The sequence below is a fragment of the Snuella sedimenti genome, from assembly GCF_016428595.1.
Taxonomy (GTDB): Bacteria; Bacteroidota; Bacteroidia; order Flavobacteriales; family Flavobacteriaceae; genus Snuella; species Snuella sedimenti.
The window spans coordinates 45,282-66,171 of sequence record NZ_JAELVQ010000005.1; the positions used below are offsets into that span (position 1 = coordinate 45,282).

18 protein-coding genes are annotated in these 20,890 nt (G+C 35.7%); 11 read left to right on the forward strand and 7 right to left on the reverse strand.

Features of this window, described 5'->3' with window-relative positions:
* Positions 1–87: 87 nt before the first annotated feature.
* The 3 genes from glmS to JF259_RS05545 all read right to left on the reverse strand — a co-directional run bounded on the left by glmS (position 88) and on the right by JF259_RS05545 (position 4,632).
* The gene (gene glmS, locus JF259_RS05535) at positions 88–1,935 is read right to left on the reverse strand and encodes a glutamine--fructose-6-phosphate transaminase (isomerizing) (RefSeq protein WP_199114315.1); all 1,848 of its coding nucleotides are present in this window, start codon (positions 1,933–1,935) and stop codon (positions 88–90) included.
* A gap of 15 nt (positions 1,936–1,950) precedes the next feature.
* Positions 1,951–3,648: a DUF4270 domain-containing protein gene (locus JF259_RS05540; protein ID WP_199114316.1), complete on the reverse strand. Its 1,698-nt coding sequence runs from the start codon at positions 3,646–3,648 to the stop codon at positions 1,951–1,953.
* A 174-nt stretch (positions 3,649–3,822) separates the two neighbouring features.
* On the reverse strand, positions 3,823–4,632 hold the full coding sequence (locus JF259_RS05545) for a glycogen/starch synthase (protein ID WP_199114317.1): 810 nt from the start codon (positions 4,630–4,632) through the stop codon (positions 3,823–3,825).
* 197 nt (positions 4,633–4,829) lie between these two features.
* Between JF259_RS05545 and panC the strand changes: the two genes are divergently transcribed.
* From panC to JF259_RS05600, 11 genes are all read left to right on the forward strand, one after another.
* Positions 4,830–5,681, forward strand: a complete 852-nt coding sequence (gene panC / locus JF259_RS05550) for a pantoate--beta-alanine ligase (protein ID WP_199114318.1) — start codon at positions 4,830–4,832, stop codon at positions 5,679–5,681.
* 13 nt (positions 5,682–5,694) lie between these two features.
* A complete protein-coding gene (gene panD, locus JF259_RS05555; RefSeq protein ID WP_072400238.1) occupies positions 5,695–6,045 on the forward strand; it encodes an aspartate 1-decarboxylase in 351 nt (116 codons plus the stop codon).
* 4 nt (positions 6,046–6,049) lie between these two features.
* Positions 6,050–7,018 carry a lysylphosphatidylglycerol synthase transmembrane domain-containing protein gene (locus JF259_RS05560; RefSeq protein ID WP_199114319.1) on the forward strand — a complete coding sequence of 323 codons (969 nt, stop codon included), beginning with the start codon at positions 6,050–6,052 and terminating at the stop codon, positions 7,016–7,018.
* An 81-nt stretch (positions 7,019–7,099) separates the two neighbouring features.
* On the forward strand, positions 7,100–8,248 hold the full coding sequence (locus JF259_RS05565; RefSeq protein ID WP_199114320.1) for an alpha/beta hydrolase: 1,149 nt from the start codon (positions 7,100–7,102) through the stop codon (positions 8,246–8,248).
* A 19-nt stretch (positions 8,249–8,267) separates the two neighbouring features.
* On the forward strand, positions 8,268–8,804 hold the full coding sequence (locus tag JF259_RS05570) for a DinB family protein (RefSeq protein WP_199114321.1): 537 nt from the start codon (positions 8,268–8,270) through the stop codon (positions 8,802–8,804).
* Entirely contained in the window at positions 8,794–9,333 is a 540-nt protein-coding gene (locus JF259_RS05575; protein WP_199114322.1) for a GNAT family N-acetyltransferase, read from the forward strand. The genes JF259_RS05570 and JF259_RS05575 overlap by 11 nt, the downstream gene beginning before the upstream one ends.
* Before the next feature lie 99 nt (positions 9,334–9,432).
* Positions 9,433–10,791, forward strand: coding sequence for a DNA repair protein RadA (gene radA, locus JF259_RS05580; protein WP_199114323.1), 1,359 nt, complete (start codon positions 9,433–9,435; stop codon positions 10,789–10,791).
* A gap of 217 nt (positions 10,792–11,008) precedes the next feature.
* Positions 11,009–14,413, forward strand: coding sequence for an isoleucine--tRNA ligase (ileS, locus tag JF259_RS05585; RefSeq protein WP_199114324.1), 3,405 nt, complete (start codon positions 11,009–11,011; stop codon positions 14,411–14,413).
* A 4-nt stretch (positions 14,414–14,417) separates the two neighbouring features.
* Entirely contained in the window at positions 14,418–14,798 is a 381-nt protein-coding gene (locus tag JF259_RS05590; protein ID WP_199114325.1) for a TraR/DksA family transcriptional regulator, read from the forward strand.
* 232 nt (positions 14,799–15,030) lie between these two features.
* Positions 15,031–15,651: a lipoprotein signal peptidase gene (locus JF259_RS05595; RefSeq protein ID WP_199114326.1), complete on the forward strand. Its 621-nt coding sequence runs from the start codon at positions 15,031–15,033 to the stop codon at positions 15,649–15,651.
* A gap of 467 nt (positions 15,652–16,118) precedes the next feature.
* Positions 16,119–17,984: a hypothetical protein gene (locus tag JF259_RS05600; protein ID WP_233164126.1), complete on the forward strand. Its 1,866-nt coding sequence runs from the start codon at positions 16,119–16,121 to the stop codon at positions 17,982–17,984.
* Here the strand turns inward: JF259_RS05600 and JF259_RS05605 are convergent.
* The 4 genes from JF259_RS05605 to JF259_RS05620 are packed head-to-tail and all read right to left on the reverse strand — an operon-like array spanning position 17,981 to position 20,833.
* Positions 17,981–18,544: a 5-formyltetrahydrofolate cyclo-ligase gene (locus JF259_RS05605; RefSeq protein ID WP_199114328.1), complete on the reverse strand. Its 564-nt coding sequence runs from the start codon at positions 18,542–18,544 to the stop codon at positions 17,981–17,983. The two genes, JF259_RS05600 and JF259_RS05605, sit on opposite strands and share 4 nt — an antisense overlap.
* Before the next feature lie 8 nt (positions 18,545–18,552).
* Positions 18,553–19,527, reverse strand: coding sequence for a succinylglutamate desuccinylase/aspartoacylase family protein (locus JF259_RS05610; RefSeq protein ID WP_199114329.1), 975 nt, complete (start codon positions 19,525–19,527; stop codon positions 18,553–18,555).
* Between the two features lie 8 nt (positions 19,528–19,535).
* The gene (rimK, locus tag JF259_RS05615; RefSeq protein WP_199114330.1) at positions 19,536–20,411 is read right to left on the reverse strand and encodes a 30S ribosomal protein S6--L-glutamate ligase; all 876 of its coding nucleotides are present in this window, start codon (positions 20,409–20,411) and stop codon (positions 19,536–19,538) included.
* Positions 20,408–20,833: an ATP-dependent zinc protease family protein gene (locus JF259_RS05620; RefSeq protein WP_199114331.1), complete on the reverse strand. Its 426-nt coding sequence runs from the start codon at positions 20,831–20,833 to the stop codon at positions 20,408–20,410. The genes rimK and JF259_RS05620 overlap by 4 nt, the downstream gene beginning before the upstream one ends.
* Positions 20,834–20,890 lie beyond the last annotated feature (57 nt).

Genomic DNA, 20,890 nt, shown 5'->3' on the forward strand with positions numbered 1-20,890 from the left:
GCGTTAACAAAAATACAAAAAGTAAGATATTGTTTACGTTTATAGATAACTTAACTTAAAAATAATTTGTGTATGCTTGGAACTAAACTACTCTACGGTAACAGACTTTGCCAAATTACGAGGCTGATCTACATTCTTGCCCAATAGCACTGCTATGTGGTAAGATAATAGCTGAAGCGGAATCGTATTTAACAAAGGGGATAGTGCTTCCAAGGTTTCAGGGACTTCAATTACATGGTCCGCAAGCGCTTTAACCGTTGTGTCTCCCTGGGTAACAATAGCAATGATTTTCCCTTTACGGGATTTGATCTCCTGTATGTTGCTCACAACTTTTTCGTAGTGTCCTTTTTTTGTTGCTATTACAACAATAGGCATGTTTTCATCAATAAGAGCAATCGGACCGTGCTTCATTTCGGCAGCAGGGTATCCTTCAGCATGTATATAAGAGATTTCTTTAAGTTTTAAAGCGCCTTCTAAGGCAACAGGGAAATTATAGCCTCTTCCTAAATAGAGGCAGTTGTTGGAATGTTTGTAGGTGTTGGCAATTGATTTGATATGACTGTCCGATTTTAACACGTTTTCTACATGCTGTGGAATGAGTTCTAACTCTAACAAATGACGATGAAAATCGGAGTTGGAAATAGAGCCTTTAGCTTTGGCGAGGCGTAATGCCATTAAGGTTAAAACTGTAACTTGGGTTGTAAATGCCTTAGTTGAAGCAACTCCAATTTCGGGGCCAGCATGGGTGTAAGCTCCTGCATGGGTTTCTCTAGCAATAGAAGAGCCAACAACATTACAAACACCAAACACAAAGGCACCTTTAGACTTAGCTAATTTTATGGCAGCAAGCGTATCGGCTGTTTCGCCCGACTGGGAAATGGCGATAAGAACGTCGTTTTCTGTAATAACAGGGTTTCGGTATCTAAACTCTGATGCATATTCGACTTCAACAGGGATTCTTGCCAAATCTTCAAAAATATATTCAGCTACCAATCCTGCATGCCAAGACGTACCACAAGCAACAATAATGATGCGGTTGGCATTTAGCAATTTGTTCAGGTTATCTTCAATGCCTGCCATTTTTATAAGGGCTTCATTCCTTAAAAGGCGTCCTCTATAGGTGTCGGTTATAGCTTTAGGCTGCTCGTGTATTTCCTTAAGCATAAAGTGGTCATAGCCTCCCTTTTCTATTTGCTCAAGGTTAATCTGTAGTTCTTGTATATAAGGATCCACTAAGGAGTCGTCTTTTATTTTTCGAACTTTTATGTCTTTGCCTATTCTAACAATGGCCATTTCTTCATCTTCTAAATAAATGGCATTTTTAGTATATTCTATAAAAGGTGAGGCGTCACTGGCAATAAAAAATTCATTATCACCAATGCCTATCGCTAACGGACTACCTAAACGGGCTACGACAACTTCTTCTGGTCTGCTTTTATCGAATACAGCAATGGCATAGGCGCCTATTACTTGGTTTAGGGCTATTTGAACGGCTTTACCAAGCTTGACGTTTTCCTTTTGTTTAACATCTTCAATGAGGTTAACAAGTACTTCTGTATCTGTGTCCGATTGAAAAGTGTAACCTCTGGAGATTAGCTCTTTTTTTAGGGATTCGTAATTTTCTATAATGCCATTATGGATAATAGCCAGTTCTCCTGTGTTGGAACTGTGTGGATGGGAATTAACATCGTTAGGAATACCATGGGTTGCCCATCGGGTATGTCCTATACCTATGTGGCCATTCGTGCTTATTGTTTCGTTCGAACGGTTTTCTAAGTCGGCTACTTTACCTTTGGTTTTTGATATCTTAAGATCCGAGCCATCAAACAAAGCGATGCCGGCACTGTCGTAACCGCGGTATTCTAAACGTTTCAAGCCTTCAATAATGATAGGGTAGGCCTCTCTGTGACCTATGTATCCAACAATTCCACACATAAGTAAGTTGTATTTTTATTTGGGTTTTGTAAAAAAGATTTCTAATCGCATTCTTTTATCTTGAGGGACACTTTCTTTGGTTCCGTGTAAAATAGTGCCTCTAGGTGTTAAAATGGCTGCTGCAGGGATGTTTGTTACATCATCCTCACTGTTTAGAATTTTTGCATTTTGGCTTACATTTACATTTGTAGAGAGTACTAAACCTATTTTTGTATTGGTAGAGTCTCTTAATAAGATGTTTTTTATATGTTCGGTTACGTGGATTTTATATTTTGCGTTTCCATTGTTGTCTTTACGACGTTGTCCTAAGCTAATAACTCTGGAGTTAAACGGATCGGCTTTATTTTCGGTAGGATCTATAAGATAATCTATAATGGGCATATTGTTTTTTACGTCGTAAGCATAAATTCTATCGGCATGATGGTAATCTTTACCGTCAACAGGTGGAGGTGTCGGCATGGTTTCATCTTCATAAATAACCAGTTGTACGTCGTTGATCAATCTTTTTAATAAGTAGTCGTCATTCTCTTTAATATAATCGCCGTTTTCATCTAATTCTCTATAGGTCTTTTTAAAGGCTTCTAAAGCCGGAATAATAGAAGTGTTTCCATCTTCGTCTTCATATTCCACGTCGCCGCTAAATAAATCAACCACAGCCATGCTGCCTTCTGCACCTTTTAAATAAAGCGTATCATCCCCTGTTTCTGTATTGCCATTGGTTAGTGTAACCTGATCGTATTTATTAATAATCGTGTTCAAGCGATTTTCTGAAAACTTTAAGACATAAGTGGCATCAACTCTTTCGCCTTCTACTGTAGAGTCTTTAGTGTAATTAATGGTAATGCTGCTGTCGGTTGACCCTAAGTCTAAAAGCACCATGTTACCATTGTTATCTATGGCTTCTGCTTTTATGTAAAGACCCCTGAAATGATTTTTAAAGTTATTGGGATTGCTTAATTCTGGTTGGCCTTCTTTGTCAAGTATTAGTGTTTTCCAAAACTCATTCTTTAAAGGAACGCGTATTGAAGGAGTTAGTCTTTCGGAAGTTTCGTCATCTCCTTCTCCAGTTGTTACTACAATTACCTCACTGCTTGGGGTGAAGTTTTCATTTTCATATAGAAGCTCTCCTTTGTGCTCGTCAAAATTAATAGTTGCGTTTTCCGTAAGTGCAAAATCATCTGCTCCATTACCGTTATTTCCATTTGAAAAATAGTTTTGTGCCCCTTCCGAATCTGGATTAAAGTCTCTTAAGAAATAGTTGTTTTGGTAAACTAATAGTTTGATGGGAGCGTTTGCATCGCCAAACAAAGAGTCTTTAATGCTGTATGTAGTATTGCCTTCTTCGTCCGTGCCATCGGGTTTACTAAAGTAAGGAATCCTTAAAATAACCGATTCAATTTCTGGGTTCTCTCCAAAATCAGGGTTAAAGGAATTGGGAACTACTTGGGTAATAATACTCGCAGTAGTCTGCCCGTAGGCAAGATCGTTATAAAATCCCAACAGGTTAGCAGATAAATTATTTATCTGTAACGCACTGAGTTTTTTGTTATAAGCAAGTATGGGGATAGTATCGTTGTCTGCATCGAAATTTGCATTTTCTTCTCCAATAACATTGCTTTTTATATTAACAAATTCTTTATCACAAGCTATAAAACACAATGCTGTAAAGAGTGACAAGCAGGTAAATTTAAGGGCTTTAAATGTCTTTTTCACACGTTTAAATTTTAGTAATTAATTGATTTTATTGTAATTATAAAATTAAGAACGTGTGCAACCACTCCTTACACTCGTTCTCTCATTAAAAATTTTAAACATTTCCTTTTGTGAAAAAATGCTTAAATTTTATTAATATTCGTTTCATATTTTAAAAGTATCGCAAAAATGGGCTTAGCTCAAAACTTGAGTGTTTAAAAAATCTGTATAAGCGTCGCCAAATTCATCTTGGCTTTTGTATTCCAAAACAGGTTTTTTAGATGTTTCTAAATAGGTTTTTAGAGTGTCTGGAATAACTTCCGAGCCAATTGTTAAGGCATCAGAATAGTCAATAGCAACTTTCATTAAGTTGTTATACGATGGTTCTGTTAAATCTTTAAAAGCTGTTTCGTCAATATTATCAAATTTAATTTTGTTAAACATGTCCTTGTTTAACGTGTCTTCAAAACTTTGATTGTATATAGAGGTGACAATTTTGCTTTCATTAAACAAAGGCTCGCCATTATAGTATTCCTTGAGATAAAGTGGTAGTAAGGAAGCCAACCAACCATGGATATGGATAACGTCTGGTGCCCAGTTTAGTTTCTTTACGGTCTCTATTACACCTTTGGCAAAGAAAATAGCACGTTCGTCATTATCGGAAAACAAAGAGCCATCTTCATCGGTTAAAGTTGCTTTTCTTTTGAAGTACTCGTCATTGTCAATAAAATAAACCTGAATGCGTTCCTTGGGAATTGAAGCTACTTTAATGATTAAGGGCATGTCTAAATCGTTGATCACTAAGTTGATGCCTGATAGTCTTATGACTTCATGCAGTTGGTGTCTACGTTCATTAATATTTCCGTATCGAGGCATAAATATCCTTATTTGGCCCCCTTGTTGATTTACCAATCTAGGCGCTTCAAACGACATAGATGAAATTTCGGTTTCAGGTAAATAAGGAACTACTTCAGATGATACGTATAATATCCTCTTATCTTTCATATGTTAGATTTTGTTGACTTTTATTGTCGTATGTAACATGTTTTTCTATTTATTTTTTTCGAATTCATACTATTTTACATGTTACATAAATGCGTCGATTCAGTAAAATTCTCAATAAAAAACACGCAAAAGTACAAAATTTTATGCAGAGTCACCTTAATATATTAAGTTTGCACCCGTTAATTTTTTATTAAAAAGTGGAAGTTTACTCAGAGAAACAGCATATTAGCAATGTTGTTAGTTCGTTAAAGGCTAAGAGGCAAACAATTGGGTTGGTGCCTACCATGGGAGCTTTGCATGAAGGCCATTTGGCTTTAGTGAGAAAGGCTTTGGGTGATAACGATATGGTTGTTGTGAGTGTTTTTGTAAACCCTACACAGTTTGACAATATAGACGATTTAGAAAAATATCCTAGGACTTTAAAGCACGACGTTGCATTGTTGGAGGAAGTTGATAGTGAACGCATTTTAGTCTATGCCCCTAGTGTAGAGGATATTTATGAAGGTAATACCATGTCCCAAAAATTTGATTTCGATGGACTGGAGTATGAAATGGAAGGTAAATTTAGATCAGGACATTTTGACGGTGTTGGAACCATTGTAAAACGTTTTTTTGAAATTATAAAGCCTCATAAAGCCTATTTTGGAGAGAAAGACTTCCAGCAGTTGCAAATAATAAATAAGCTGGTTGAAAAATACAATATTCCCGTTACCGTAATTGGTTGTGAAATATATCGTGAGGCTAATGGCTTGGCCATGAGCTCTCGTAATACGAGGCTAAAGCCGGAGTACAGGGAAGCAGCGCCTTTTATATATGAGACTTTAATGGCTGCCAAGGATAAATTTGGCATAAAAAGTGTTAGTGAGGTGGTAGAATGGGTTGAAAATCAGTTTTCTAGCCATGAGTTGTTGAGGTTGGAGTATTTTGTTGTGGCCGATACAAATACTTTAAAACCAGTAGATGAAAAAACAAGTAAAAAATCATACAGAGCCTTTATAGCGGTATATGCTGATGATATTAGACTAATAGATAATATCGCTTTAAATTAATTATCTTTGCCATATGCAAATTCAAGTAGTAAAATCTAAGATTCACAGAGTAAAATGTACTGGAGCGGAGTTGAATTACATTGGTAGTATTACTATTGATGAGGATTTGATGGATGCAGCCAATATTATTCAAGGAGAAAAGGTTCAAATTGTCAATAACGACAATGGAGAGCGCTTGGAAACGTACTGTATACCTGGACCTCGAAATAGTGGGGAAATAACACTTAATGGGGCAGCAGCAAGAAAAGTTTCGGTTGGAGATACCTTAATTTTAATAACCTATGCATTTATGGATATTGAAAAGGCTAAGGTGTTTAAGCCGTCTCTGGTCTTCCCAGATGAAGCGACAAATTTGTTAAAATAATTTTTTGAATCCGAAGATAAAAAGAACATTAAAAATTATACTCCCATTACTTTTGGGCGTTTTTTTAGTGTGGTATTCCCTATCTAAGGTTTCGTTGGAAGAATTGTACGTATATCTAAAAAAAGCCGATTATAAATGGATCGTTTTAGGTGTGTTTTTTGGGTTTCTTAGTCATTTGTCGAGAGCGTACCGTTGGTTATTTATGTTGGAGCCAATGGGGTATAAGATTAGATTAGGAAACAGTGTGATGGCAGTTTTTGCAGCCTATTTAATAAACTATACAATTCCACGGGCTGGAGAAGTAGCAAGAGCGTCTATATTAACGAATTACGAGGAGGTGCCTTTCGAAAAAGGATTTGGAACCATTGTTGCCGAACGCATTGCCGATTTAATGGTTATGTTCATTATTATTGTGGTGGCTCTATTTCTTCAGTTCGATTTTATTTATAATTTTTTTAATGAAAGATTTAACCCAATAAAAATAGGTGTAGTGGCTATTTTGCTTACTGTTTCAATAGTTTTATTTTTGCGGTATATAAAGACAGGTGATTCAAAAATAGCAGTTAAAATACGGGGCTTTGTAAATGGTTTGGTAGAAGGTGTTTTAAGTGTTTTTAAGATGAAAAAGAAGTGGCCTTTTATATTTCATACCCTGTTTATTTGGGCTATGTATCTGCTTATGTTTTATGTAACGTCATTTGCGATTGTCGAGTTAAAGGGCATTACGTTAGGTGTTGTGTTGGTAGGGTTCATATCTGCAAGTTTTAGTATTGCAGCCACAAATGGAGGTATTGGTTCGTATCCAGTAGCCGTCTTTTTGGCGTTTTCTATTTTTGGCATTGCAGAAGACCCCAGTATTGCATTTGGATGGATTATGTGGGCATCGCAAACGTTAATGATTATTGTTTTTGGAGGTTTGTCTTTAGTTTACTTGCCTGTTTATAACCGAATGAAGCGCTTAAAATCCGATTAGTTCGTCTAAGGTTTCAAAGCTTTATTTTTAAAGGTTGGCTTAATTTTATACCTTGCATTACAAATCTCAAATTTATTAGACATGAAATCAATTGCCTGCTTTTTGTTGTTGTTCTGTTTTTTTAATTTAACTGAGGCTCAGGTTGTATACGAGTCTATCGAATCTGTTAGGTTAGGGAAATCCCGCGAGCTTAAAATCCAATTGCCAAGAGGCTATCATGACGATAAAGATAAAAAGTATCCGCTATTTGTTGTATTTGATGGCGATTATATGTTTGAAGCCGTTGCCGGTAATGTAGATTATTACTCGTATTGGGAAGATATGCCCGAAGCTATAGTTGTTGGTGTTAACCAATTAGGTGATCGTGATGACGATTGTATCTATTCCGACCAAAATTCATTGCCTATAGAAAAAGGGGCACGTTTCTTTGAGTTCGTTGGTATGGAGCTCATACCATACATTGAACGTACTTATAGAACTGAGAGTTTCAGAGTTGCCGTTGGACATGGGGTGACGGCAAATTTTATCAACTACTTTTTGCTTAAATCGCAGCCTATATTTCAAGGTTATGTGGCGGTTAGCCCCGAATTGGCGCCTAAAATGCAAGACTATCTTGTTGAGCGTTTAAGTGCAATGCAGTCGAAGGTATTTTACTATTTGGCAACCTGTTCTAATGATGTAAAGTTTATAAAAGAGGATGTAGAGAGTTTAAACAAAAGTTTGGTCGATTTAGGTAATAAAAGTGTATTGTACAACTTTGACAGTTTTGAAGGGGCTTCGCATTATTCTGTGCCTGCACATGCTATACCTAAAGCTATAGAGAGTATTTTTTATGTGTTTCAGCCAATCAGTAAAAAGGAATATAAAGAGACGATTCTTAATTTAGATACTTCGCCTGTGGCCTATCTTCAGGAAAAATATCAAACGATAGAAGAGTTATTTGGGATTGATAAGCAAATTCTTGTCAATGATTTTAAAGCCATTGCAGCTGCTATTGAGAAGCTTGAGGAGTTTGAATATTTTGAAGAGCTTGGCAAGATGGCAAGAAAGGCTTATCCAGAGACTCTTTTGGGGAATTACTACCTGGCGCGTTTTTATGAGGAAACGGGCGAGCCTAAAAAGGCCATGAGAACCTATCAGTCGGCTTATGCGCTTAATGAAGTAGGAGGTATTACAAAGGACTTAATGTTAGAAAAAGCAGACTTAATTAAAGAAGATTTCGGGTACTAAATGCACCTAGTTGTTTGTTATGAAAAGCATAGAAAAACCTAATAGTGTAGATCCTGAATTATATTTTAGTCCATTCCTTTCTATAGCGAAAGGGGTAGATTTAATTGAATCTTTAATAATTTCAAAAAATGAAGTTATTGACTTGGTAGATGCATTGGATAATTCAATGTCCGACCACAGATACGAAGAAGGAAAGTGGACTATAAAACAAGTGTTGAAGCATATTTGTGATTCAGAAAGAGTGCATTCTTACAGAGCTTTGAGGTTTAGTAAAAATGACAAAACCGACCTGCCAGGTTATGATGAAAATGAATATGCAAAGTTGGACAACACGGATAATTTAAGTCTTGAGCAAATAAAAGATGAATTCATAGCCGTTAGAAATTCAACAATCCAACTTTTTATGTCTTTGAATCCAGAATCTTTTGATTACCTTGGAAAAGGTAATAAGCAAGAATTAACTCCAAGAATTATTGGGTGGAAAATTTCTGGGCATTCTTCACATCATTGCAAAATTATCAAAGAAAAATACTTGCAGTTGAAACATGATGCCTAAGATTGTTAAACTTCAATCATTTGAAAAAAGAGATTTTGAAAGGCTTATAAATTGGGTTGCTGATGAATATATGTTGGTTCAATTTGCAGGATCAATATTTAAGTTTCCATTAACAGAAAAGGAATTAAACACCTATGTTGATAATAAGGAAATATTAGCTTTTAAAGTTATTGAGGAGCATACTAATTTAGTAATTGGGCACGCAGAAATTTCTCCGTCAGAAGATGTTGATACTGTTAAGATTTGTAGGGTTTTAATTGGAGACAAAGAAAACAGGGGAAAGGGCTATGGTAAAAGAATAATATATCAACTTTTAAATATAGCGTTTTACGAACTTAAAAAAGAAAAAGCCGAACTTAATGTATTTGATTGGAATGTTGGAGCCATAAAGTGTTATGAGCAACTAGGGTTTATAAGAAACCCAAATAAGGATTCATTTATGATGGTTAAAGAAGAAAAGTGGAAGTCTTTAAATATGATTATGAAAAAAGATTATTGGAAGACTAAAAGTTATACTTTTAACTTTTAAATATGTTGGTAAGTAAATAGGTTGTTTGGGTATATAGTGTTGAATTAATTTTAAGAAGATGAGAGCTATAGCCTATATATAAAATATAAAGCGAAGTAAATGGCAAAAGTAAAAACGACTTTTTTTTGTCAAAGTTGTGGTACGCAATATGCAAAGTGGCAAGGGCAATGCAATGCCTGTAAGGCGTGGAACACCATTGTTGAAGAAGTGATCCAAAAAGCAGAAAAGAATGATTGGAAATCACCAACATCAACAGTAAAACAAGCGGCTGTTCCTTTGCGAATTAAAGACATCGACTTGTCCCAGGAACCAAGAATGGATACACTGGATGGTGAGTTCAATCGTGTTTTAGGAGGGGGAATTGTGCCAGGATCTTTAACATTGTTAGGAGGGGAGCCTGGAATTGGGAAAAGTACGCTGTTGCTTCAAATTTCATTAAAGTTGCCGTATAAAACCTTGTATGTTTCAGGTGAAGAAAGTCAGAAGCAAATAAAAATGCGAGCCGAACGCATTAATCCCGATAACAATAATTGTTACATTTTAACAGAAACAAAAACACAAAATATATTTAAGCAAATTGAAGCTTTAGAACCGGATATTGTTATTGTGGACTCTATACAGACCTTGCACAGTGATTATATCGAGTCATCGTCTGGAAGTATTTCCCAAATAAAAGAGTGTACAGCCGAGCTTATTAAGTTTGCCAAAGAAACCGCAACACCGGTTTTGTTAATCGGACATATTACTAAAGATGGGCATATTGCAGGACCTAAAATATTGGAGCATATGGTCGATACGGTCTTGCAATTTGAAGGTGATCGTAACCATGTGTTTCGCATTTTAAGGGCACATAAAAACCGATTTGGATCTACTAACGAGCTAGGTATTTATGAGATGCGGGGTTCAGGATTGCGGGAAGTAACAAACCCATCAGAACTTCTTGTGTCCAAAAAGGATGAAGAATTGTCTGGGAATGCTATTGCGGCAACACTTGAAGGCATGCGTCCTTTAATGATAGAGGTGCAGGCTTTAGTAAGTACGGCCGTTTATGGTATGCCGCAACGCAGTGCTACCGGTTTTAATGTAAAACGATTAAATATGTTACTGGCTGTTTTAGAAAAACGAGCTGGTTTTAGGTTAGGTGCTAAAGATGTATTCTTGAATATCACCGGGGGTATTACCGTTGATGATCCGGCAATCGATTTGGCTGTGGTCGCTTCCATTTTATCCTCGAATGAAGATGTTGCGCTTCAAAAAGATGTTTGCTTTGCAGCCGAAGTTGGTCTCTCGGGAGAAATTCGTCCTGTGCAACGCGTAGAACAGCGCATTTTGGAAGCAGAAAAACTTGGATTCTCCACTATTTTTGTATCTAAATACAATAAAATATCTCTTAAAAATACTGCAATTAAAATTCAATTGGTCTCTAAAATAGAGGATCTGGTAGGGTTTATAGTTTAGGGTGTAGTAGTGTCATGTTTGTCGTTGTGTTCTGCAAAGTAATCTCCCTGTTTTATTGCTGCCATGAGGTGTTATGGCAGTGCTTATCAATAAAAGAACAAATCCCAAAAATTACTCGGGAGTTAAGCCCTTTGCAATGATGTTAAATTATAGTGATCGATACGCGCTATTTTGTCAAAATTCATTAATTTCGCAGCTCGATTAGAATATTGATACCATGAGTGCTAAATTTCCTGAGTATAAAGGACTTGACTTGTCAAAAACATCTGAAGAAATTCTAAAGTATTGGCAAGAGAATAATATATTTGAAAAAAGTGTAACGTCACGAGAGGGCAACCAATCTTTTGTGTTTTTTGAAGGGCCTCCATCTGCAAATGGCCTTCCGGGAATACACCATGTTATGGCACGAGCCATAAAAGATATTTTCTGTCGTTATAAAACACAAAAAGGGTATCAAGTAAAGCGTAAAGCAGGTTGGGATACGCATGGTTTGCCAATTGAATTAGGTGTAGAAAAGGAGTTAGGCATAACAAAGGAAGATATTGGGAAAACCATTTCGGTTGAGGCGTACAATGCTGCATGTAGAAAAGCAGTGATGCGTTATACAGGTATTTGGAATGATTTAACCGAAAAAATGGGCTATTGGGTAGATATGGACGATCCATATATTACTTACGAGCCTAAATATATGGAGAGTGTTTGGTGGCTATTAAAGCAAATTTATAATAAAGACTTGCTTTACAAAGGCTACACGATACAGCCCTATTCGCCAAAAGCAGGTACCGGATTAAGCTCACACGAGTTAAATCAACCAGGGACCTATCAAGATGTTACCGATACTACTGTTGTGGCGCAATTTAAGGCAAACAAGGCTTCGTTACCAGACTTTTTGCAGAACGAAGGTGATATTCATTTTCTGGCATGGACGACTACGCCTTGGACGCTTCCAAGTAATACGGCACTAACCGTAGGGGCAAAAATTGATTACGTATTGGTCGAGACGTATAATCAGTATACATTCGAGCCTATAAAGGTTGTTTTGGCAAAACCATTACTTTCTAAACAATTTGATGGTAAGTTTAAACCAGTTGAAGAACAATCGGCATTACAAGACTATAAAGCAGGCGACAAGAAGATTCCTTTTTATGTTGTTAAGGAATTCAAAGGAAGTGAACTAGTAGGAGCAACTTACGAACAGTTATTGCCATATGCCTTGCCAAATGATAATCCCGAAAATGCTTTTAGAATCATTTCTGGTGATTTTGTAACGACTGAAGATGGTACCGGAATTGTACATACGGCACCAACCTTTGGAGCAGATGATGCTTTGGTTGCTAAACAAGCAACTCCAGAAGTGCCACCAATGTTGGTAAAAGACGAAAACGGGAATTTAGTGCCGTTAGTAGATTTGCAAGGGCGTTTTAGACCCGAAATGGGGGAGCTGGCAGGTAAGTATGTAAAGAATGAATATTACAATGAAGGCGAAGCGCCAGAGCGTTCGGTTGATGTTGAGTTGGCCATCAAATTAAAAGAAGAAAATAAAGCCTTTAAGGTTGAAAAATACAAGCACAGTTATCCTAATTGTTGGAGAACCGATAAGCCTATTTTATACTATCCGTTAGATTCGTGGTTTGTAAAAGTGACGGACGTTAAAGAACGTATGTTCGAACTGAACGAAACCATTAACTGGAAACCAAAAGCAACGGGTACTGGACGATTTGGTAACTGGTTGGCTAATGCCAACGATTGGAATTTATCGCGTTCGCGTTATTGGGGTATTCCGTTACCAATTTGGCGTACCGAAGATGGTAAAGAAGAGATTTGCATTGGCTCGGTTGAAGAGTTGAAAGTAGAAATGGCCAAAGCGGTGTCAGCAGGTGTTTTAGATAAAGATATCTTTGAAGATTTTGAAGTTGGCAACAACTCAGAAGATAACTACGCCAAAATAGATCTTCATAAAAATATAGTAGATGAGATTGTATTGGTGTCTCCTTTGGGGCAGCCGATGCGTCGAGAGAGTGACTTAATTGATGTTTGGTTCGATTCGGGATCTATGCCATATGCACAATGGCATTATCCGTTCGAGAACGCCGATTTAATTGATAAAGGCACAACGTATCCAGCCGATTTTATTGCTGAGGGCGTAGACCAAACACGTGGTTGGTTTTATACCTTGCATGCTATTGGAACCATGGTTTTCGATTCTGTTGCCTATAAAAATGTGGTGTCAAACGGTTTGGTTTTAGATAAGAGCGGACAAAAAATGTCAAAGCGTTTAGGGAACGCCGTCGATCCTTTTGAAACGCTTGGGACTTATGGTGCCGATGCAACGCGTTGGTATATGATTTCCAATGCCAACCCTTGGGATAACTTAAAGTTTGATGCTGAGGGTGTAGAGGAAGTGAAGCGTAAGTTTTTTGGAACTTTATATAATACCTATTCATTCTTTCAACTATATACTAATCTTGACAAGTTTACATATAGCGAAGCTGATATTCCTTTAGAGGAACGCCCAGAAATCGATCGTTGGATTTTATCAGAATTACATACCTTAATTAAAAAGGTAGATGCCTATTATGCCGATTATGAGCCAACAAAGGCAGCAAGGGTTATTTCCGATTTTACACAAGACTATTTAAGTAATTGGTTTGTGCGTTTAAGTAGAAGGCGTTTTTGGAAAGGAGATTACCAAGAAGATAAAATTTCAGCTTATCAAACACTGTATACCTGTATGGTTACTATTGCTAAGTTAGGTGCGCCAATAGCACCATTCTTTATGGATAGGCTGTATTTGGATTTAAATTCGGTAACAAAGAAAGAAGCGTTCGAAAGTGTGCATTTGGCTAATTTTCCTGTTTATAATGAAGCTTTTGTAGATAAAAGTTTGGAACGAAAAATGGAAAGTGCCCAAACAATATCGTCTTTAGTTTTGTCGTTAAGGGCTAAAGAAAAGATAAAAGTACGTCAACCGCTTCAAAAAATCATGATACCAATTGACAGTCAGCAACAAAAAGAAGAGATTCTGGCAGTTTCAGATTTGATAAAGCATGAAGTAAATGTTAAGGAGGTTGAGCTTTTGGAGGATGCTTCAGATATTTTGGTTAAGCAAATTAAACCTAATTTTAAAGTGTTAGGGCCGCGCTTTGGTAAAGATATGAGGTTGATTTCTAGTGCTATAAGTCAGTTAGGTGCCCAAGATATCAAAAAAATTGAACAAAATGGCTCTTTAGAGCTTGATATTAATGGAAAAAATATTACTTTAGACATTGAGGATGTAGAGATTACCTCGCAAGATATTGAAGGGTGGCTTGTTGCTAATGAAGGCGCCTTAACAGTAGCTCTGGATGTTACGATTACTGATGCATTAAGAAGGGAAGGAATTGCTAGGGAATTGGTGAATCGTATTCAGAATTTGCGTAAGGATTCAGGCTTTGAAGTGACAGATAGAATAGATGTTAAGCTTCAAAAAGATGAACATATTGTTAATGCTGTTGATGCTAATATAGCGTACATAAAAACAGAAACATTAACAGACGAACTTGAAATTATTGATAAATTAGATAACGGTATAGAAATTGCTTTCGATGATGTAAATACCAAATTGTTTATACTAAAACATTAAAGTTATGGCCTTAGATACCAATGTAAGATATTCAGATAAGGAATTAGCTGAATTCAAAGTGTTGATTCAAGAAAAGATTAAGAAGGCGCAACACGATTTAGAGCTTATTAAAAGTGCCTATATGAATGATCATAATAACGGCACCGAAGATACATCGCCTACTTTTAAAGCATTTGATGAAGGCAGTGAGGTGATGAGCAAAGAATCGAATTCGCAATTAGCCATTAGGCAAGAAAAGTTTATTCGAGATTTAAAGAATGCGCTTATCAGAATAGAGAACAAGACCTATGGTGTATGCCGCGTTACAGGAAAATTAATTAATAAAAAAAGATTAGAACTAGTACCTCATGCAACTCTAAGTATTGAAGCTAAGAATATGCAATAGACATTGTTAATACCATATATGGCATCCATAATTTTAAGTTTTAAAAAGACGAGTTTGGGTGTTGTATATTTAAAATTATAAAAAATAAACAATATATAAACGTCTCATATTTTGAGGCGTTTTTTATGAAACGTTTTAAACTTTTTGGAACGGAGCAACAACGGCAATTTTTTTGCTAATTGTAAATTTATGCTCTTAAATAAAAAGTACTACCAGTTATTTAGTTAGTGTTATGTCGTTAAAAAAGTCTGTATTTATAATTGTTGTTGTTTTGCTTATTGACCAAATAAGCAAGGTATACATTAAAACACATTTTACGCTTCAGGAGAGTGTTAAAGTGTTTGAATGGTTTCAAATCTATTTTATAGAAAATGATGGCATGGCTTGGGGAACAAAAATTAGTGATTTTGTGTCATTTATCTCCGATAGAACGGCTAAAGTGGCCTTAACACTTTTTAGAATAGTAGCGATATTTGGTATAGGTTATTGGTTATATGATGCGACGAGGAAACAAAGCCCTAAGGTATTAATTTTGGCTATTGCCTTAATTTTTGCAGGTGCTTTAGGTAATATTATAGATTCCGTATTTTATGGTGTTCTATTTGATGGAAGCTCAAGTCAGGTAGCTACTTTTTTACCAGAATCCGGAGGTTACGATGCGCTATTACATGGACGCGTTGTAGATATGCTGTATTTTCCTTTATTTGAGATCGATTTGCCTAGTTGGGTTCCATTTTATGGTGGTAAACGTTTTAATTTTTTCGAGCCCGTTTTTAATATAGCAGACATGGCAATAAGCACAGGGTTTATTATGCTTATTGTATTTAATAAGAAAGCATTTCCAAAAAAATAAGCTTTACCATTTTAAGCTTGAAATAGAATTTGTACCTGCTGTAAATTATATCTTTCAAGTTTATTGCACTATCTATTCTTATAATAAACCATTAGCATCCTAAACGTTTGAAGCAAGATCGTTTCACTGCTATATAAAGAATAATGGTAAATTGAATATAAGTACTTTACATTTTCCTGTTTTGCATGACAGAAAACCTTTAAAGAGTTTATTTTTTGAGAATAAAAGCAACTCTTAAAATAGACCAGTCTACTTTCTTTAATCTAAAGGCGTAGGGGTCTTAAGTCAATCTTCGGAGGGCTGTCGATCATAAATTCCAAAAATCAATTTTAAACACCCTCTTAATCTTTTAGTAATAACTTAACAAGTAAGTTTTTTTTCACGTCAAGTTAATTTGTTATCTTTAATTGCTATTATTAAATACCCAATTTAATTTCCCTCAGTTAATGAAAGGTAAACCTCTCATCTTGTCATTATTCCTATTGCTTTCAGCAAGTTATGTGTTGTCTCAAAATACCTATGATATTGTTTTTCCAGGCACAGATAGGGATCAAAAGTGTAAATTATGTTTCCAGATCTTTAACCAGAAACCTTCAGAGGTTAAGTTTTCTATCAAGAGAGAAAACGACAAGCTTTTTTTTGAAGTAAACGATAGAAATTGGTTCAATTTATTGTTTAATAATGCAGGTGATGGTGTGGCAGTAGATATTGTTATGAAAGATCGCTATGCCTGTGAATCGGAGCCGATAAACAATACTCAAATTAAAGGGGATTTACTTAAACCAGTTTATTCTAAAGAACTGAAAAGTGGGTTAAAGACCTATGACGACAATAGATTTAGAGTATTGGTTGGAAAAATACCAGATGGGTTACTTAATGACAAATTAGAGTTTAACATTTTGTTTTTAAGTAATAAAAACTTGTGTCGATATTATGTTATTTATGATCTGGAATTTTATGCGTGGGATTTGTTAGATATGGGCATGTATTTGGATTCTTTGACCTACAGCCCAAAAGAAATAAAAGCATCGGCGGATAAAGATTATGTGATTCGTAACAAAACACTAAAATTTAAGATTCCTTTTAAAAAGAACAAATCCAGTTATTCACAAGCAGATATAAAACCAATTTATGACTCCTTACGATTAACAGATTTTAATATTAAAACTATAAATATTAAAGCATACGCTTCAATAGAAGGAGTTGCGCATCGTAATATAGAATTGCAGCAACTAAGGGCGAATAGTATTGTTTCTGCGTTACAGTCATTTCAGAAATCGACCATTAAAACACAGGTGTCTTCGTCTGAAAACTGGGTTGAGTTTTTCAACGATATTAAGGGGACTAAATATGAGTTTTTGTCGTCGTTAACTAAAGAAGGTGTTAGAGAAAAAATAGCGGGGGCATTATCTAGGGAAATGGAGCCTATTTTTAAAAACCATAGAAAAGCTGTATTAGAACTAGAGTTAGAAAAAAAGGACAAGTACAGTGCCGAGTCTGCTAACGCATTGCTCGCAATATTTAATAAAGCTGTGGCTTTAGGAAAGGTAGGTGAAGCCAAAGAAATTCAAAATTCAATTTTTGAAAAAATAAAAATAAAGGAAGCCTCTGCAGATATTTTGCAAAAGATGACTATTCCAAAGGAGGTCAAATTTGCTAAAATATTGAATAAGAATGCTGCCTATAAGTATATGTTGGATTTTAGACAGGCTTTAATTGTTTATAACGAACTATTAGCACTTGAAAAGTTAGTGCCTAGAGATAGAGAAATAAAATATAATTTGGCCGCTCTTAAAATAGTTTTATGGCGTTTTAAAGCGATAGATGTGGATGAAGAAGCGTTACAAAAACAAATCTTAGCTTTAAAAAATTATGTCTTACCGAGTTCCCTTATCGCAAGAATGATGGTAAATTATCATATCATTAAAGCAGAAAATTTAATGGAGAAAAAAGATTATACTAATAAAGACCAATCCATTACATTCATACACAATAATTATAAAAAGTTTCCTTTATCTGATTACGATTATTTAAGTTTAGCTCAGTTTTTTAGTTATTATGCCAGTCATGATATGGCGGTAGAACTGTTAGATAGAAAGGTAAGAAGTATTGATGTTGATGAAGATTTATTGTTTTACTATTTAAACTTAACGTTAATAAACAAACAACTTACGCGAGACCCAAATTATAGAACAATTATGTTAAATGCTATCAATATGAATCAACAGCGATTTTGCAAATTGTTTAATTCTGTAGAAAATGGAGGCGTGACGTTCCAGCTATTGGAAGATGAATATTTGAGAAAAGCCTATTGTGAGAGTTGTGAGGATTAAAATTTATAAATCTTTTCAGGGGTCACACAGAAATCTAATGTAACATCGCTTTCAAAAACATCTGTAATTTTAGTTTCAGCTTCAAAAAAAGAAAGCCCTATTTTAATAGTTTCTGGTTTACAGTCAGCTAAAAACCGATCGTAAAATCCTTTGCCATAACCTACTCGATTCCCTGTTTCGTCGAAGGCTAAAAGTGGAACAAAAACAACGTCAATTTTATTGGGTTCAATTTCAATGCCATTAACAGGTTCGGGAATGTTATAATTATTTTTCTTTATTGGGGTGTTGTCTGTTAGTAAATAATGACTCATGGAGCCTGTTTTAAAGTCACTTTTTGGAACTACAATATGTTTGTCCTTGCCAGACAGTATACTCATTATGTATTCTGTGTTTACTTCTTTATGTTCTTCAATAGAAAGGAATATATGGTAAAAATCATAAGTCCAGATAGGTAATTTTAAGACCTGATTGGCTACTGATACACTTAAATCATGAATCTGGTTGGTAGACAATTTATTACGAAGCGCTTTATATGTTTTTCGCAATTGCGATTTATTCATAAACCAATTTAGAATTTTAATTTAGTAGTTATATGGAACAATGCATCACCTTGGTAAACGATGGGTGATTCGTTAACATTAATAATATAGCCCGAGGATTCGGCTTTTACAAAATAATTAAGTTTGCCATAAGGGTCGGTAATGTTTCCAATAACATCGCCTTTTTTTACATTAGCTCCAATTTTAATAGATGCCTTGAACATGCCTGATAAGTGAGCACGTTGCCAACGACTTTCATCGACATAAACACAATCTTTTTTGGGAGCTGACACCTTGAATTTTGAGTTTAACATCCCTAAGTGGTGCAATATCCGTTTAGAACCATTCACCCCATAATTTGTTACAATTGGATCGATGTGAAATGATTTGCCGCCTTCAAAAAGCAATAAGGGTTTGCCTAATTTATAGCAAGTGTTTCGAAACGATTTGTTTAAATTTTTTGAGTATAAAACAAAAGGCGCACCAAATACTTTAGCTAGGTCGTTTAGGGGTTTATCGTCTTTTACAATGCGTAATTGAGGTGCGTTAAACCGCCCAGAACCTCCAGTATGGAAATCAATTATATAGTCAACGTACGGAACTATTTCGTGAATTAACTTGTGGGCCACCCTGCTGGCTAAAGAGCCTTCGGCCGAACCAGGAAATGAACGGTTTAAATCCCTGCCGTCCGGGAACTCACGTTTTAAATTAATAAAACCAAAGATATTGATTACCGGAATACAAATAATGGTGCCGCATTTAGGTTTGTTAATCCCCTTGGCTATAAGTTGCCTTACAATCTCTACACCGTTAACTTCATCGCCGTGGATTCCAGCGGTGAATAATACAGTTGGGCCAGGTTTTTTAGAGCGCTCTATAATAACAGGAACATTTACCGAAGAAGACGTGTGCAGTTTGGCAACATCAAAACTTGCTTCCTTACTTGCCCCAGGTTCAATATCTATACCTAGGATTGTTAAAATGTTGTTATTGGTTTTAGCCATCTAGAATGTTATCTTCTGTTTCTTTCAATATAAGTTATAATGCTTTTGGCTATGTTTTTACCAGTAGCAGCTTCAATACCTTCTAGTCCTGGGGTTGAGTTTACTTCCAAAAGTAATGGCCCTCTGGAAGATTGCAGCATGTCAACACCACATACAGGCAATTTTAGGGCACGTGCTGCATTAATCGCTAATCGTAATTCGGATTCGTTTAGCTTTATAATATTGGCAGAGCCCCCTCGGTGCAAGTTAGATCGGAATTCCCCATCCTTTCCTTGTCGTTTCATAGCACCAACAACTTGACCATCCACGATTAAAGCTCTCAAATCGGCACCACCAGCCTCCTTTATGAACTCCTGAACAATTACTCTTGCTTCAAGGCCATTAAAAGCTTCCAGTACAGATTCGGCAGCATTTTTGGTTTCGGCCAAAACAACACCTAGGCCTTGTGTGCCCTCTAAAAGCTTAATGATTACCGGTACACCTCCAACATGTTCAATAACTTCTTCTACATCGCGAGAATAATTTGTGAATACCGTTTTAGGCATGCCTATACCAGCTTTACTAAGGCTTTGTAAGCTTCTAAGTTTGTCCCTAGAGCGCTGGATAGCTTCAGATCTTGCTATGGTAAACACGTTCATCATTTCAAATTGCCTTACAACGGCACAACCATAAAACGTGACAGAAGCACCAATTCTAGGTATAACGGCATCTACATAGTCTAAATAACGGTCTTTATAAAAAATAGTTGGCTTTTCCTTTTCAATAATGATGTCGCATTTTAAGGGATCAATAATTTCAATTTTATGCCCTCGTTTTTCGCCTTCAAACCTTAGACGGTTGGTTGAGTATAAATGCTGGTTTCTAGAAAGGATTACTATATTCATAAGGTCTTAAGATTGTAGGATATATTTTCTAAATCCACATCTACAATAAATTTTCGTTTTAAAAATTGCCTGCCTATAAGTACAGGAAATTTCATATCGTCGCGTGTGCTTAAAGTTAAGTTAATCTTATATGTTTTTCCAAAAAATATGGCTTCAGATTTTATTTTATACCTATTTTCCTTTAAACCATTACTGCTTTTTACGTTTGTACGTGAAAAGGTATTAAAAACAACCTCCTTACCACTAAAATTAGGGTGTCCTTTGCTGTAAAAAGTACACCGCAAAGTGTTGTTTTCTTCAATAATTTTCGAGCAATGAATTGCCGATGTATAGGCACCGGTATCTATTTTGACATCTATATTGAATAAATTAAGCTTAGGAAAGTCAATCTTATCGACTCTTCCTATTATTTGTTTGCTCATTTAGTGTTTTTAAAAGTGGCGCAATGTAGCAAATTAGTTAATTCAAAAACGTATTTA